The organism is Citrobacter sp. CtB7.12 (genome assembly GCF_001297795.1).
In the GTDB taxonomy this organism is placed as follows: Bacteria; Pseudomonadota; Gammaproteobacteria; order Enterobacterales; family Enterobacteriaceae; genus Citrobacter_A; species Citrobacter_A amalonaticus.
This window is the reverse complement of record NZ_LIFT01000009.1, coordinates 106,921-123,082: the sequence shown is the minus strand read 5'-3', so window position 1 is coordinate 123,082 and position 16,162 is coordinate 106,921. Positions and strand designations below refer to the sequence as shown.

The window sequence follows — 16,162 nt, the reverse complement described above, 5'->3', positions numbered from 1 at the left end:
AAGAAGGTTATGAAAGATTCAGTGAAACTCGAAACCCAGTTGGTCATCGCCGGACGCGATAAACGCTATACTCAGGGCGCGGTAAACCCGGTTATCCAGCGCGCCTCTTCGCTGGTGTTTGATACCGTGAAGGACAAAAAATTCGCCACCGCCAATCGCGCAAACGGTGAGTTGTTTTATGGTCGTCGCGGCACTTATACCCACTTCGCGTTTCAGAAAGCGATGAGCGAACTGGAAGGCGGCGTCGGCTGTGCGCTCTATCCGTGCGGTGCGGCGGCGGTGACAAACGCGATCCTCGCGTTTGTACAACGTGGCGATCATCTGCTGATGACCGGGGCGGCATATGAACCAACACAGGATTTCTGCAATAAGATCCTGAGCAAATTCAACGTCGAAACGACGTACTACGATCCGATGATCGGCGCCGGAATTGTCGATCTGATCCGCCCAGAAACCAAAGTGGTGTTCCTTGAATCACCGAGCTCGATCACCATGGAAGTGCAGGATGTGCCGGGAATGGTGAAGGCTATTCGTGCGGTGAACCCGGAGATCGTCATTATGATCGACAACACCTGGGCGGCTGGTGTGTTGTTTAAGGCGCTGGACTACGGCGTGGATATCTCGATTCAGGCAGGCACCAAATACACGATTGGTCACTCTGACGGCATGCTGGGAACGGCGGTATCCAACGCCCGTTGCTGGGACCAATTGCGTGAAAACTCGTATCTGATGGGGCAAACGCTGGATGCCGATACCGCGTATAACGGCAGTCGCGGCCTGCGTACGCTGTCGGTGCGTCTGAAGCAGCATCAGGAGAGTAGCATTCAGATTGCCCGTTGGCTGTCGGCACGCGCAGAAGTGGCGCGGGTGAATCATCCGGCACTGCCGGAATGTCCGGGCCACGAATACTTCACGCGTGATTTCAGCGGCAGTTCTGGTTTGTTCTCGTTCGTGCTGAAAAAGCGACTGACGGATGAACAGTTAGCGAACTTCCTCGATAACTTCTCGCTGTTCCACATGGCTTACTCATGGGGCGGATTTGAGTCGTTGATTCTGGCGAACCAACCGGAAGAGTTGAACAGCATTCGCCCGGCCGGTGAGGTTGATTTCAGCGGGACGCTGGTGAGGGTGCATATCGGCCTGGAAGATGTCGGCGATTTGATTGCCGACCTTGAAGCCGGATTTGCCCGCATTGCTTAAAAAAACGGCCCCGCATGGCGGGGCCTGATTTTACTTCTCTGTTGCCAGTTCCGTTGCGTGATACTGGCGTACCCGCGTTAACAACCCTTTCAACGTGAATACCACCGCCACTCCCGCAATGACTGCCAGCAGGTGAAACGGGATCCGGCCGCCGTTAAACCACAGTCCGCGACCGATTTCGACGGAAACGGCCATCACCGCCAGAATGACCATGTTCAGCGAGGCCGACACGGTTCCTTTCGGCAGGTTGTTGGTAAACAGCGTGAAGCGGAACAGCGTCGGGAAGATTAGCCCAATGCCAAACGCATACAGACTGGTGCCCAACACCGACCACAGCCACACGTGAGGCCAGAGCAGGTTCCCGGCGATCAGTACAAACAGGCCGCTGAGCTGAATGGGCACCGCACGCCAGATAAAGCGCGGGTTGGTCGGATCTTTTACAAAACGAGCAACGACCATGTTGGCGACGATGACCGCACCGAATACCGGAACCTGTACCCAGGCGAACTGGGAGGACGTCATGCCACCCGCGTCGATCAGGATCACCGGGGAAACGGCGACCCAACTCATCATTGGGATGTAACTTAGCGAGATCGTGGCGACGCCAAAGAGGAACACGCGGTTGCGAAAGACATCGCGAAAATCGCGTACGACGCTGATCGCACTAAACGGCACCGCGCCGCGCTGGACCGTCTCCGGCATCGCCAGCAACAGGCCCATAAAGGCGATAAAACCCATTACCGCAATAATGGCGAACAGCACCTTCCAGTGGACGAAGTGCATCAGCGCCGCACCGGAAAGCGGGCCAATGATCGGCGCTACCAGCACGATAGAGGTGATGATTGCCATCAGCTTGATGGCTTTCGTTTGTCCGAACGCCTCCTGCACCGTGACGTAGCCGACCGTCGCGATAAAGCAGATGCTGGTGCCCTGCACCACGCGCGCGATCAGAAACTGTGTCATTGAAGTGGTGAACAGCGTGGCGGTACAGGCGAGGGAAAAAATGAGCGCCCCCGTGACCAATACCGGACGACGACCGATCCGGTCGGAAAGCGGCCCCAGCAGCCATTGCAGCGCCATCCCTCCGGCGAGATAGAGACTGACCGCCGCCGGTGCCAGACTGACATCGGCGTCAAACTCCCGCACGACGTTGATGATGCCCGGCTGAATCAGGTCCGTCGACAGATAGGCGGCAAAATCGTACAGAATCAGCGCCATCGGAAAGAACAGCGTCGTGGCGTGCCGCTTGAAAAACTCAATAATCCATTGCATACAAAACGAACTCCATGTGGAGAACCCCTTAACGGGAACAACGAAATTCAATACTGTCACAGGGACATCAGGCAGAAAAGAGAGAACAGCAGACTGCGGATGTACTGAATTTCATGTAATCAAAAGCACTGCCCATGAGAATCACAGACAGGGGAACACATTCTGACGCTTGTCAGAATGTGTAGCGATTACAGATGGTTATCAGCACATCACACCTCGGGAAAAGTAAGTTGAACGGAAAATATACACCTTAAGTGTCATTATAATTTGATGTTAGTCAATAGAATGGGCTGAATTCATTCAGTATCTCAATGAGCTACGGGAAGAGAAAGCGCCAGACGATCCCGCAGCCAAAGGCGATCAACACGACCCCGGCGAGACGTTCGATCCACACGATCCCGTGGCTTAGCCGTCGCTGGATAAACGGCAGGCCAATCCCCATCACAATCAACAGATCCCAGCACAGTACGACGCTGGTCATCCAGATCCCGCTGACGGCCTGCTGCACCAGCGTCACTGACGGGCCAAGCAGGGCGGTCATCAGCGCCAGATAGAACAAGGCGTTTTTCGGGTTGAGCAGCGACGAACCCAGCCCCAGCAGCACTTGTTTGCCCAATCCCGGACGCGTGGACTGGGCATCTGCGCCTGTCAGCGTTTGCGGACGACTGCGTAGCAGCAGGCTGCCGATCCACAGTAAATAAAGTGCGCCCAACAGTGCGATCAACGTGAAGAGCTGGGGAAGCTGACGGAGGATCCCCCAGCCGGCAATCGCCAGAAGGATATAAATGCCGTTACCGGTGGCGATCCCCAGGCACAGCCCGGCACTGCCGCGCAGTCGATAGCGAACGGCGTAGCCCACCAGTAAAAAGAAATCCGGTCCGGGGCTGAGCAGCGCCACAAAGTGAGCCAGCGCCAGGGCGGGAAAGGCAGGGGGAAAGAGTACAGACAACGGTTCCATAGTGACCTCAGTGTGTAAACCTGAGTTCACGCTACGCCCGGTGAAACGCTAATTATTGTCTGATATTGATCGCCCCCGCGCATACTGACGCGGTGTGGCGGCGGTATAGCTGACAAAGGTGCGGTGGAAATGGCTCTGGTCGGCAAAACCACTCTGATAACCGACGTCGGCGATATCGTCTCCGGCGCGCAGTCGCGTCCTGGCAAAATCGATCCGCGCGATGTTCAGATAGCTGCCCGGCGTCAGACCGGTGTCCTGCTTAAAGGTGCGAATCAGCGTCTCTTTGCGCATGCCGAACTCTTGCGCGATATCATCTAGCGACGGTGGAGAGAGCAAATTGTTGTGCAGCCGCGCTTTCAGAGACTGACTGGTCGCTCGCGTGCGCGGCGGATTTCCTGACTGCAAGGGGAGTGCGCGCAGCAGGAGACGGACGGCATCGATAAGCGGCGCGGTTTGTTGTTTCTCCATTAACGCCACAAGGTCGAGAAAGCGCTGAAAGCGTTGTGGATCGCGGATCACCGGGTTCGGGGCGAAAAACGGTGCAGGGATTGTCTGTTCGGGCAACTGGGCAACACACCAGTCCGCGTCCAGGTAGAGCATATGGTAGCTGCGACACTGTCCATCGACCGGATTACAGCTGTGCGGTACCCGTGGCGGGATGACTATCAGGTCGCCCACCTGCAGACGGTATTCTTTGCCATCGCTGACACAGCAGGTTTCACCTTCCAGAATGGCCCCAATGGAGAGCTGCGGATGATGATGGCGCTTATAGGCCTGATGGCTGCGCCAGGTGCTGCGCAGCTCCAGCCATGCAAGTCGCTCATCGCGCCAGAACGATTGTGGAATATCTCGGGTGTGGGTCACAATTAGTGCCTCCGGCATAGTCATGCTTTGTTATATCACGGTACAAAGACTTACCGGACTTTCCGCAGAAGAGCTGCAGAGTGTGATTCACTGAATACGTTGTGTCGCGTTCAGGCCGTCCGGTAAGTCGAATGTTTACTCCATCGCGACTTTGATCGCCTCGCCCAGCTTCTGCATCACGTCCCGGTGCTTCTCGCTGGGCGGGAGCGCACAGTTTATGCGCACACAGTTGCGGTATTTCCCTGATGCGGAAAACAGTGAGCCCGGCGCGACCTGAATTTTCAGGCGGCAAAGCTGTTTGGCAACGCAAACCATATCCACTTGTTCCGGCAATTCGACCCACAGCATAAAACCGCCTTTTGGTCGCGTAACGCAGATGCCGCAGGGAAAATATTCCCGCGCCCAGCAGGTATAAATCTCCATATTACGCTGATAAATCTGGCGCATACGCCGGACGTGGCGATGGTAGTGTCCTTCCCGGACAAACGTCGCAGCCGCCAGTTGTGTGGCGGGAACGTTGGTGCCAATGACCGCATATTTCATATGCAGTAATTTGTCGTGATAACGACCCGGAGCGACCCAGCCGACGCGCAGGCCAGGGGCGACCGATTTAGTGAATGAACTGCAAAGGATAACCCGACCGTCGATATCCCAGGAGTGAATGGTTCTGGGGCGGGGATACTCTGTCGCCAGTTCACCGTAAACATCATCCTCGAAAATCACAATGTCGTGGCGTTGAGCGAGCGCCAGCACCGCCCGCTTACGGGCGTCCGGCATGATAAAACCGAGCGGGTTATTGCAATTGGGCACCAGGATAACGCCTTTGATCGGCCACTGTTCAAGCGCCAGCTCCAGCGCTTCAATACTGATGCCGGTATCCGGATCGGTCGGGATCTCAATCACTTTGATCCCTAAACCGCGCAGCAATTGCATGGTGCCGTAATAAGCCGGGGATTCCACAGCGATAATGTCTCCTGGCTGGCAGACGGCCAGCAGGGCCAGTGACATGCCGCTTTGACTGCCGCTGGTGATCACCAGATCGTCGGCGTTAACCACCGATCCGCCATCCAGCATCAGCCGGGCGATTTGCTGGCGTAGTGCGAGGCTGCCAGCCAGTTCATCGTAGCCCAGAACCGCACTCAGATTGTGTTGTGCTACGCGACTGAGTTCGCGCCAGAGCGGTTTCAGGCTGGGTTGGCTAACATCCGGAATACCGCTGCTAAGCGGGATAACCGATTGGTCGTGATGGCCTTCCAGCATGTTCAGTACCTGCTCCCATTGGGTAATCTCAACCGGACGCTGTACCGGACGCGACATCGGCGGGACCGGCGGCAGCGCTTTCTGAGGCGCGACGAAGTAGCCTGAACGGGGCTGCGGCGTAATGAGCTGCAATGATTCCAGTACCTGATACGCCTGCTGTACGGTGCTGATACTGACACCGTGCTCCTGACTCAGACTGCGTACTGACGGCAATTTCTCTCCGTGACGATACAGCCCTTGTTCAATACGCTCGGTCAGCAGGTTGGCCAGATGTTGGTAACGGGTCATGCTGTATCCCTCGAAGATGCCATACAGATGTAAAAACCAGTACAGACAGGTGCAAAATGTGCGATGCAGAGACAGTATTAGCGAATCTGTATGTTAAATAAAAGCTGTTTTTGAATCTGTATTGATCCACTCGAAAACCGCCAGAATACAGGCTCTGGTATGAGAGGGGGTGGAGTATGGAATTTCATGAAAACAAAGCAAAGCAGCCGTTTATTGGTTTTGTCCTGATCTGGCGAGCGTTTAAAAAATGGCATCTGCAGGCGCAAACCCGACGGATCCTGCAACAGATGAGTGATGAGCGACTCAAGGATCTGGGATTACGCCGGGATCAGATTGAATAGCGTGACTGTAGCAGTCAGAGGCTGGAGGTTGAACCCGTCCGGCCTTTGTTACATTCATAAAATTTATCAATTCATGCTTACAGACAGTGTGTTTCTTGATACTTATCCTGATAAGTATTATTTTCCTTTCGCTTAGAGAGGAAAGAGACATGACTGAAGATGAGCTGTTTGCCCGCCGCCCGTTGGGGATGCGTATGGCGATGGTCGTGCGTCAATGGCGGGCCATTATTGATGCGGCTATTACCGATACCGGCCTGACCCAGTCCAGCTGGACGGTGCTGATGCAACTGTATCAACTGGGCGATAACGTTTCGGTCAGTGAACTGGCACAGGTGCAGGGTATTGAACTGCCACCGCTGATGCGCACGCTCACACAACTGGAAAATCAGGGCTATCTGGTGCGTTCCACATCGCCTTATGACAAACGCATCCGTCTGCTAATGCTAACTGCGGAAGGCCGTGCCCGGCTGGTAGAGTTGAACCGGATGATTGAAGCCTATCAATGTCGCGTCACGCGTACCATTCCTGAAGCAGATCTCGCTTCCTTCAGCGCCACCTTAAATGTAATCGCCTGCAATCTGCGGACAATCCGCGAAGAAGATAATCAACACTAAAAACTATGATGACCCCAGAACAAAAATTTGCCCGTTGGGTAAGGGTGAGTATTGCCGCTTTCCTTGCCATATTCGCCTGGTTTATCGTTGCCGATATTTGGATCCCGCTGACGCCAGATTCCACGGTGATGCGTACAGTTACGCCGGTTTCAGCACGCGTTTCCGGGTATGTCTCGCACGTTTATGTGCGCAATAACAGCCTGGTAAAAAAAGGCGATCTGCTTTATGAGCTGGATCCCACGCCATTTATCAACAAAGTCGAAGCCGCACAAATCGCCTTTGCGCAGGCCAGACTGAGCAATCAGCAACTGGATGCACAGATTGCTTCTGCCCGCGCCAACCTGCGTACTGCTGAATATACGGCGCGTAATGACAAGCTGACGTTCGATCGTTATCAGCGGCTAAGCGCGATGCAAAACGTCTCGCAGGCGGATCTCGACAGGGTGCGGACGACCTGGCAGACCAGCGAACAGTCGGTAACCGCGCTGCATGCCAACATCCAGAATCTGCTGATCCAACGCGGCGAGCGCGAAGACAGCCATAACGTGACGCTGCAAAAGTATCGCAACGCGCTGGAAGAGGCGCAGTTGAATCTGGCATGGACAAAAGTGCGCGCAGAGACGGACGGAACGGTGAGTAATCTCCAGCTTAACGCCGGGCTTTACGCTAACGCCGCCACGCCACTGCTGGCGCTGGTCAGCAATCAGACGGATATCGTGGCCGATTTCCGCGAGAAGAGCCTGCGCCATACCCGCGTCAATACCGATGCCGCCGTGGTGTTTGATGCCATGCCGGGTAAAGTGTTCCGTGCACGTGTGACCAGCAGCGATGCGGGGATCCTCGCCGGACAGGAAGAGGTCAACGGTCAACTGTCGCAGCCAGAGCAATCCACCCGTTGGGTGCGCGATGCGCAGCGGATGCGTATTCACGTGACGCTGAGTGAACCACTGGACAAACCGTTACCGACCGGTGCCCGCGCCACGGTGCAGTTGTATAACAGCGAAGGCCCCTTTGCCCGTACTTTTGCTGGCGCGCAAATCCGCCTGGTCAGTTGGCTGCATTATGTCTATTAACACCCTGGCGCGCGTATTCACGCCACATGACAACATCGTCTATACAGCCAACGACTTTCGCCAGACTCTGCGGATAGCCGTTGCCGGGACGATCGCGCTCAGTATTTCGACCTTTTACAACGTCCAGTACGGCGTTTTCTTCGTGGTCTATCCGTTGATGCTGATGTCGCTGGTACCGGTGTTTAACCGCCACGTAGCGCGGCAGTTTGTGTTCAGTGCGGCGGTGAACTGCGTCGAAATGGTATTGATTGTCGGTTATCTCTCGCAGTGGCCAGTGATCATGACGCTGGTGGTGTTTGGCCTTTACGTGATGCGCTTTCGCTTTATGAGCAAGGGTCCGCTGTTTCTGCTGGGGTCAATGGGTGTGGTCTGCCAGAGTACGATGCTCAATTTTATGAGCTATCCCACCACAGACTGGCACACGCTGATGTTTTCCAACATGGAAGCCTGCGTGATGGCGGTAGCGCTGAGTGCGCTGCTGCACTATTTGATCCCCGATGTGGAACCGCGTAACTCGCCGCCGCGCATTGAGAAAGACGACGCCCGCATTCGCCACGAATCGCTGCTTTCCGGCACCGTGGCGACGATGATCTTTGTGATCTTCCAGATTTGCGATCTGAGCGATTCGCTGTCAGCGCTGATGGCGGGGATTTTGATCCTCTTTCCGATGCACTATCGCGGCGCGGTCCTGAGTTCCCTCTGGCGCGTCGTCGGTGTGGTACTGGCCTGTCTCTATATTCTGGTGGTGCAGTTACTGATTTATGATTTCAGTAATCACATGCTGTTAATGATGCCGCTGATCGGTCTTGGATTGGCTTTTAGCGCCCGTCTGCACGTCATGGAAAAAGTGGGTGCAGGCGTGGGGTTCGCCAGCATCACCACAATCGGTATTATGTTCGGCCAGAACCTGCACCCGAACAGCGATTTAGTGTTCAGCGACCTGTATCGCATCACCTCAGTCACCGTCGCGCTGCTGGCAACGCTGACGATGGTCTTTCTGGTCCACCGAATACTGAACTGCTTTGCGGCGACACGATTTGTGGTGGAGTGATAAGGGGATTATCGAGCCAATGCCGGATGGCGGCTTTGCCTTATCCGGCCTACGGGGTAGGGCGCCCGATAAGCGTAGCGCCATCGGGCACGGGAATCACGACTTCTTCAGCCCCGCAAAGGCGGCTCTGATGTCGTCTTCCGGCAACTGAATGCCGATAAACACCAGCGTGCTGTGCGGTTGTTCGTCGCCCCACGGGCGGTCCCAGTCGGCGCTGTACAGGCGTTGCACCCCCTGGAACAGCAGACGGTTCGGTTCGCCTTCAATCCACAGCATACCTTTGTAACGCAGCAGTTTTTCGGCGGATTCCAGCAGCAGGTTTTCCATCACGCGGGAGACGTCGCCGATATCCACAGGGTAATCCAGTTCCACCACAATGGAAGAGATATCGTTCTGCTTGTCGGCGATAAAGTGAAAGCGCGGTTTGGCGCTGACGACGTTCTCTTCCAGCATAAAGCCATTGGTGTCGAATAGCAGAGAAAGATCGATATCGCCGTGCGTAACGGTATACACCGGGGCGCGGGCGTTGATGCGCGCCAGACGTTCGCGAAGCTTTTCACTTTCGCCAGCGACGTCGGTTTTAGTCAGCAGAATGCGATCGGCATAGCCGACCTGCGACTGCGCAATGGTGAACTGGTTCATTTGATCGTCGGCATGGACCGCATCAACCAGCGCAATCACGCCGTCCAGCAGATAGCGCTGGCAAATCACGTCGTGGGAGAAAAAGGTTTGAATAATCGGGCCGGGGTCGGCCATGCCGGTGCACTCGATCACCAGACGATCAAAATTGATGGCGCCCTTATCGAGGTTATCGAGCAGGTCTAACAGCGCGTCTTCCAGCTCGTTGGAGCGTGTACAGCAAATACAGCCGTTGGTCAGGGTTTTGATCTGCGTGGCGCGATCGCCAATTAGCTGATCGTCCACGGACACTTCGCCGAATTCGTTTTCGATAACGGCAATCTTGTAGCCGTGTTCTTCGTTGAGGATGTGGCGTAGCAGGGTGGTTTTACCTGCGCCAAGAAAACCGGTGAGTAGGGTGACTGCAATCGGGGTCATTCACTTCTCCTTCTAACAGCAGCGCATGCCGCCTTTACCGTCGCCGCCGTAGCGCGCCTGCTGGCGCTCGCGGAAGAATTCTTCATAGCTCATGTACGGCTTGTCCGGATGGTTGGTTTGCATATGCTCGACATAGTTGTCGTAGTCTGGAATACCAATCAACATCTTTGCCGCCTGGCCGAGATATTTTTTTGCCTGACCTAAGTTACCAAACATTGTGCCGCCTCGTGAATGATTAAAGCCGGATGACGGCTTTCGCCTTATCCGGCCTACGCTTAAAGCATTTTGTAGGCCGGGTACGCGAAGCGTTACCCGGCATCAGCTTAGTGATGTGAAGAGGTCTTCACGCCGCCTTCAGGAATCGGAACGTACGGTGTTTCTTTATCGGTACGCTTGTCGACGTTGCGCACATTCATCCAGGTTTTGAAACCATAGAAGATGATGCTGTACACCACCACCAGGAACAGAATACTCAGGCCGGCGTTGGTGTAGTTGTTCACAACGATGTGATTCATGTTAGCAATCTGCTGTGCGGTCAGTTCGCCGCCGTTGGCAATCTTCTCTTTGTACTGGTTAGCCATGTAGAAGAAGCCTTCCATCTGCGGGTTGGAGCTGAACAGTTTCAGGCCCAGCGCCCAGGTGGTGCAGATCAGCAGCCATACTGCCGGGATAACGGTCACCCAGATGTATTTGGTGCGCTGCATTTTAATCAGTACCACGGTACCCAGAACCAGCGCCACGGCTGCCAGCATCTGGTTAGAGATACCGAACAGAGGCCACAGGCTCTTCACGCCGCCCAGCGGATCGACCACGCCCTGATACAGCAGGTAACCCCACAGACCCACGCAGCCCGCCGTACCGATGATACCGGCAACCAGAGAGTCGGTTTTCTTCAGGAACGGAACGAAGTTACCCAGCAGGTCTTGCAACATAAAGCGACCAGAACGGGTACCGGCATCCAGCGCGGTCAGGATGAACAGCGCTTCAAACAGAATACCGAAGTGGTACCAGAAGCCCATGTCCGCCATCGGCAACACTTTGTGGAACACGTGCGCGATACCTACCGCCAGCGTCGGTGCACCACCAGCACGGTTCAGAACGGACGGTTCGCCGATGTCTTTCGCCGTTTGCAGGATCTGCTCTGGCGAAATCACGAAGCCCCAGGAACTGACGGTTGCCGCCGCATGCGCGGTCACGTCTTTCAACTGTGCCATAATCAGCGGCGCGTTCTCACCCCCCATTTCATGCAGGTTCGGCATCGTAATGCCCAGGCCTGCCGGCGGGGTGTTCATCGCAAAGTAGAGGCCCGGTTCGATAATGGACGCCGCAACCAGCGCCATGATCGCCACGAAGGATTCCATCAGCATCGCGCCGTAACCGATGAAGCGGGCGTCTGTTTCACAGGCCAGCAGTTTCGGCGTGGTACCGGAAGAGATCAGGGCGTGGAAGCCAGAGACCGCACCACAGGCGATGGTAATGAACAGGAACGGGAACAGTGCACCTTTCCACAGCGGACCGGTACCATCGATGTACTGGGTCATGGCCGGCATTTTCAGCTCTGGGTTGAGGATCACGATACCCAGCGCCAGGCCGACGATCACGCCGATTTTCAGGAAGGTGGCCAGATAGTCGCGTGGAGCGAGGATCAGCCATACTGGCAGCAGTGCAGAAACGAACGCATAGCCGATCAGTGCAAAGGTAATGGTGGTGTCTTTAAAGGTCAGCGCCGGGCCCCAGTACGGGTCGTGAGCAATCACGCCGCCGAAGTAAATAGACGCAACCAGCAGAACAATACCAATCACCGACACTTCACCCACACGCCCCGGACGCAGGAAGCGCATGTAGATCCCCATGAACAGCGCGATAGGTACGGTGGAGCAAACGGTGAAGACCCCCCACGGGCTTTCTGCCAGCGCTTTTACGACGATCAGCGCCAGTACCGCGAGGATGATGATCATAATTAAGAAGCAGCCAAACAGGGCAATGGTCCCCGGCACGGAGCCCATCTCTTCTTTAATCATCTCGCCAAGCGACGCGCCGTTACGGCGAGAAGAGATAAACAGCACCATGAAGTCCTGGACCGCACCCGCCAGCACCACACCCGCCAACAGCCACAGGGTACCAGGCAGGTAACCCATCTGCGCTGCCAGAACCGGACCGACCAGCGGACCAGCGCCCGCGATTGCGGCAAAGTGGTGTCCGAACAGGACATAGCGGTTGGTCGGAACGTAGTTCAGGCCATCGTTATTGATGACCGCAGGTGTCGAACGTGTAGGGTCGAGCTTCATCACCTTCTGGGCGATGTACAGGCTGTAGTAGCGGTAAGCCACCAGATATACCGACACGGAAGCGACCACGATCCACAGTGCGCTGACGTGTTCACCCCGGCGTAAGGCGACAACCGAGAGGCAGAATGCCCCGATGATCCCGAGGATCACCCAGGGTATGTGCTTGAATATCTTTTTCGTATCCATAGTAAAACCTGGTTTTATAAGATGAATAATTGGCCGAAGCCGTTTGGTTTGGGTTGCGTTTGAAGAGGTAATTTGACTGCTATGTTGGTGACGATCTTGCCAGAGAGTCGCGCGTGTAAAGTAAGGTAAATAAGTGAGCGGTCAAATGGTGAGTTAAGCGGTCAGAAGTGTCAGTAAGCGGTAAAGAGGATCGCCGGGCGGTAAATATTATGTGACTGAGATCACAAAGAAAAATCCGCCAACGAAGGGTGAATACCGACTACGCTTATTGCCGACAACATCATAAGGAGAACAACATGGAAACAGTAAACCTCACTTTATCTGAGGCTTACACGCTGGCGCGTGAGGTGCTGAGCAGCAACGGCTTTAGCGCGGAACATGCGGATGCTATCGCGCGCAATGTGACGGCGGGCGAGCGCGACGGCTGCGCGTCTCACGGGTTATGGCGCTTGCTGGGGATCGTCGAGACCCTGCGTAAAGGAAAAGTCTCCGCTGATGCCCGTCCGCAGATTTTCGATCAGGCGCCCGCTATCGTCAAAGCAGATGCTGGCGGCGCGTTCTCGCTGGTGGCCTATGAACAGGCGCTGCCGTTGCTCATCAGTAAAGCCAGCGCATGCGGAATTGCGGCGCTGGCGATCAACCGCTGCGTTCACTTTTCCGCATTATTTGCAGATATTGAACCTCTGACGGACGCCGGACTGGTGGGCTACGCCTGTACGCCAAGTCACGCCTGGGTCGCACCGTCAGGCGGTACGCGTCCGCTGTTTGGCACTAATCCCATCGCGTTTGGCTGGCCGCGCAAAGGCAAACCGCCTTACATTTTTGATATGGCGACCAGCGCGGCGGCGCGCGGCGAGATCCAGTTGCATCTGCGAGCTGGAAAAGCGATTCCGGAAGGGTGGGGTATCGACAGCGAAGGGCGACCGTCAACCGATCCGCAGGCGGTATTAAATGGCGCGATGCTGACCTTTGGCGGACACAAGGGCTCGGCGTTTGCGGCAATGGTTGAACTGCTGGCAGGGCCGCTCATCGGTGATATGACCAGTGCGGAATCGCTGGCCTGGGATGAGGGGGCAGGCGGTCTGCCATACGGCGGCGAGCTGATTCTGGCACTTGACCCGTCCCGGTTCCTCGGGGATGAGGCGCATCATCATCTGGATCGCGCCGAAACCCTGTTTGCCGCAATGCAAGAGCAAGGCGCACGCTTACCAGGAGAAAGACGCTTCAGTTCGCGTGAGAAATCGTTGCTGGAAGGGGTGACGATTACCCGTTCCCTGTTTGAGGACATTTCCGCACTGAGATAAGGCAGAACGGGCGAGGCATCCTCGCCTGATTCCCGTTCGGGTAGAGGGTAATCGCATTTTTTGCCAGTTAATTGAACAAATTTCCTGTGATACCCCTCGCGATTGCATAAAGTTTTCTCGTTCCAGGCCGACAACCAGAGTATCTGTCTAGCGGAAAGAGAAAACATGTTAAAACGTATCAAGATTGTGACCAGCTTATTGCTGGTTCTGGCTTTATTTGGCCTTTTACAACTCACTTCGGGCGGTTTGTTCTTTAACGCATTGAAAAATGACAAAGAGAATTTCACCGTTCTGCAAACTATTCGCCAGCAGCAGTCTACGCTGAACGGCAGTTGGGTGGCTCTGCTGCAAACGCGTAACACCCTTAACCGTGCGGGTATCCGCTACATGATGGATCAGAACAATATCGGCAGCGGCGCGACCGTTGCGGAGCTGATGCAGATTGCCAGCGCCTCTTTGAAACAGGCGGAGAAAAACTGGGCGGACTATGAAGCGTTACCGCGTGACCCACGTCAAAGTGAAGCGGCATCGGCGGAAATTAAACGCAATTACGATATCTATCACAACGCGTTAGCCGAACTGATCCAGTTGCTGGGGGCCGGGAAAATCAACGAGTTTTTCGATCAGCCAACCCAGGGGTATCAGGATGGTTTTGAGAAGCAGTATGTGAACTACTTGCAACAGAACGACCGTCTGTATGACCTGGCGGTAGAGGACAACAACAGCTCTTACAGCCAGGCGATGTGGGTTCTGGGCAGCGTGTTGTTGGCGGTGCTGGTGGTCATTATTGCCGTCTGGTTTGGCATCAAACTGTCGCTGATCGCGCCAATGAACCGCCTGATCGCGAGCATTCGTCACATTGCCAGCGGCGATCTGGTGAAGCGGATTGATGTAGAAGGCACCAATGAAATGGGCCAACTGGCGGAAAGCCTGCGCCACATGCAGGGTGAACTGGTGCGAACCGTGGGCGATGTGCGTAACGGCGCGAACGCCATTTACAGCGGCGCCAGCGAAATCGCGATGGGTAACAACGATCTCTCTTCCCGTACCGAGCAGCAGGCAGCCTCTCTGGAAGAGACGGCGGCGAGCATGGAAGAGTTGACGGCGACCGTTAAGCAGAACGCCGAAAACGCCCGTCAGGCCAGCCATCTGGCGCTGAGCGCGTCCGAAACGGCGCAAAAAGGCGGGAAAGTGGTGGATAACGTGGTGCAAACCATGCGCGATATCGCCTCCAGTTCACAGAAAATTGCTGACATTATCAGCGTGATCGACGGCATTGCCTTCCAGACCAACATTCTGGCGCTGAACGCAGCGGTAGAAGCGGCACGTGCAGGTGAACAGGGACGCGGCTTTGCGGTGGTTGCCGGTGAAGTACGTAACCTCGCGCAGCGCAGTGCGCAGGCAGCGCGCGAGATCAAGAGCCTGATTGAAGACTCCGTGAGCCGTGTTGACGTCGGTTCTACGCTGGTAGAAAGCGCCGGTGAAACCATGGATGAGATTGTGAATGCGGTAACCCGCGTGACCGACATCATGGGCGAAATCGCGTCGGCTTCCGATGAGCAAAGCCGTGGGATTGACCAGGTCGGTCTGGCCGTGGCGGAAATGGATCGCGTAACTCAGCAGAACGCCTCGCTGGTGGAAGAGTCAGCCGCCGCCGCTGCGGCGCTGGAAGAGCAGGCCAGCCGTCTGACGCAGGCCGTCGCCGTGTTTCGTATCCAGCAGGAACAGCAGCGTGCGCGTGACGTTGCCAGCGTGAAGTCCGTTTCCACAACGGTTCAACCGCGTAAAGCCGCTGTAGCGGAAACCGGGGATAACTGGGAAACGTTTTAATTAAGCATCAGGCGCATGGCACAACGCGATTCAAACGGGATGCCATGCGCCGTTTCTTCCTCTCGCTTCTGGCGTAATGCCGCCGGCCACGCGTTCTCTTCCAGTATTTCAAATCCCAGATGTTGATACAGCGGTGCGTTCCAGGCGACATGGCGAAACGTGGTGAGCGTCAGGGAGGTAAAGCCCTGCTCACATGCCCATTGCGCGACGGTGTTGATTAACTGGCGGCCAATGCCTTTACCTTGCCACGCCAGATGCAGCGAAAATTCGGCAATATACAGCGACGTCTCCATCGCTTCGCCCAGCAGAAATCCAACGGGCCGATCGTCAACCAGCGCCAGCCAGCTCAATCCTTTAGCGGCATATTCACGGTGCAGTTCCGCACTAACAATGTGATCGTCCGCGATCCATGCCAGCGCTGGCACCGTTAAAAAACGCTGTCCTGCTGAGCGTTCAATCGCAGGCAGAACGGCAGCGTCTGCCAGTGTAGTGGGGCGAACCGTAATGTCCATAACGATACCGGGAATAAGGTGACAATGAGGGCAGTATAACGCGCTGTCCGGTCACAGGGAAAAGT

General features: G+C 55.6%; 15 protein-coding genes. 7 read left to right on the top strand and 8 right to left on the bottom strand.

The features are described from left to right. The first annotated feature begins 9 nt into the window (after positions 1-9). Positions 10-1,200 (top strand): cystathionine beta-lyase, encoded by a 1,191-nt coding sequence (gene metC, locus AOY24_RS13330; RefSeq protein ID WP_042999301.1) that lies wholly within the window; start codon positions 10-12, stop codon positions 1,198-1,200. A gap of 30 nt (positions 1,201-1,230) precedes the next feature. Here metC and mdtM read toward each other — a convergent pair whose 3' ends face one another. The 4 genes from mdtM to AOY24_RS13310 all read right to left on the bottom strand — a co-directional run bounded on the left by mdtM (position 1,231) and on the right by AOY24_RS13310 (position 5,842). Then, positions 1,231-2,463 (bottom strand): multidrug efflux MFS transporter MdtM, encoded by a 1,233-nt coding sequence (gene mdtM, locus AOY24_RS13325; RefSeq protein WP_099433781.1) that lies wholly within the window; start codon positions 2,461-2,463, stop codon positions 1,231-1,233. Positions 2,464-2,788: 325 nt separating this feature from the next. Continuing rightward, positions 2,789-3,430: a LysE family translocator gene (locus AOY24_RS13320; RefSeq protein ID WP_054176780.1), complete on the bottom strand. Its 642-nt coding sequence runs from the start codon at positions 3,428-3,430 to the stop codon at positions 2,789-2,791. Positions 3,431-3,478: 48 nt separating this feature from the next. Further along, positions 3,479-4,294: an AraC family transcriptional regulator gene (locus AOY24_RS13315; protein ID WP_054176779.1), complete on the bottom strand. Its 816-nt coding sequence runs from the start codon at positions 4,292-4,294 to the stop codon at positions 3,479-3,481. 135 nt (positions 4,295-4,429) lie between these two features. Next, complete coding sequence (locus AOY24_RS13310) at positions 4,430-5,842, bottom strand: PLP-dependent aminotransferase family protein (RefSeq protein ID WP_054176778.1); 1,413 nt, start codon at positions 5,840-5,842, stop codon at positions 4,430-4,432. Positions 5,843-6,018: 176 nt separating this feature from the next. Between AOY24_RS13310 and AOY24_RS23925 the strand changes: the two genes are divergently transcribed. The 4 genes from AOY24_RS23925 (at position 6,019) to AOY24_RS13295 (ending at position 8,921) form a co-directional block, all read left to right on the top strand. Further along, the gene (locus tag AOY24_RS23925) at positions 6,019-6,183 is read left to right on the top strand and encodes a DUF1127 domain-containing protein (RefSeq protein ID WP_071888362.1); all 165 of its coding nucleotides are present in this window, start codon (positions 6,019-6,021) and stop codon (positions 6,181-6,183) included. Between the two features lie 149 nt (positions 6,184-6,332). Beyond that, entirely contained in the window at positions 6,333-6,797 is a 465-nt protein-coding gene (locus AOY24_RS13305) for a MarR family winged helix-turn-helix transcriptional regulator (RefSeq protein ID WP_042999305.1), read from the top strand. 5 nt (positions 6,798-6,802) lie between these two features. Beyond that, on the top strand, positions 6,803-7,870 hold the full coding sequence (locus AOY24_RS13300; protein WP_054176777.1) for an HlyD family secretion protein: 1,068 nt from the start codon (positions 6,803-6,805) through the stop codon (positions 7,868-7,870). After that, positions 7,860-8,921, top strand: coding sequence for a DUF2955 domain-containing protein (locus AOY24_RS13295; protein ID WP_042999307.1), 1,062 nt, complete (start codon positions 7,860-7,862; stop codon positions 8,919-8,921). Before AOY24_RS13300 ends, AOY24_RS13295 begins: the two co-directional genes overlap by 11 nt. Positions 8,922-9,017: 96 nt before the next feature. Here AOY24_RS13295 and yjiA read toward each other — a convergent pair whose 3' ends face one another. From yjiA to btsT, 3 genes are all read right to left on the bottom strand, one after another. Continuing rightward, positions 9,018-9,977, bottom strand: a complete 960-nt coding sequence (gene yjiA, locus AOY24_RS13290; protein ID WP_042999308.1) for a GTPase — start codon at positions 9,975-9,977, stop codon at positions 9,018-9,020. 12 nt (positions 9,978-9,989) lie between these two features. Further along, complete coding sequence (locus AOY24_RS13285; protein ID WP_024130742.1) at positions 9,990-10,193, bottom strand: YbdD/YjiX family protein; 204 nt, start codon at positions 10,191-10,193, stop codon at positions 9,990-9,992. Positions 10,194-10,300: 107 nt separating this feature from the next. Then, positions 10,301-12,451, bottom strand: coding sequence for a pyruvate/proton symporter BtsT (gene btsT / locus AOY24_RS13280; protein WP_042321961.1), 2,151 nt, complete (start codon positions 12,449-12,451; stop codon positions 10,301-10,303). A 296-nt stretch (positions 12,452-12,747) separates the two neighbouring features. Here btsT and AOY24_RS13275 point away from each other — a divergent pair, with 296 nt between their 5' ends. Both AOY24_RS13275 and tsr read left to right on the top strand, forming a co-directional pair. Next, entirely contained in the window at positions 12,748-13,755 is a 1,008-nt protein-coding gene (locus AOY24_RS13275; protein WP_054176776.1) for an Ldh family oxidoreductase, read from the top strand. A gap of 165 nt (positions 13,756-13,920) precedes the next feature. Next, on the top strand, positions 13,921-15,585 hold the full coding sequence (gene tsr, locus AOY24_RS13270) for a methyl-accepting chemotaxis protein (protein WP_042999311.1): 1,665 nt from the start codon (positions 13,921-13,923) through the stop codon (positions 15,583-15,585). On the opposite strand, the gene AOY24_RS13265 is transcribed toward tsr, so the two are convergent. Then, positions 15,582-16,097 (bottom strand): GNAT family N-acetyltransferase, encoded by a 516-nt coding sequence (locus AOY24_RS13265; protein ID WP_044264462.1) that lies wholly within the window; start codon positions 16,095-16,097, stop codon positions 15,582-15,584. The genes tsr and AOY24_RS13265 overlap by 4 nt on opposite strands. Between the last annotated feature and the right edge of the window lie 65 nt (positions 16,098-16,162).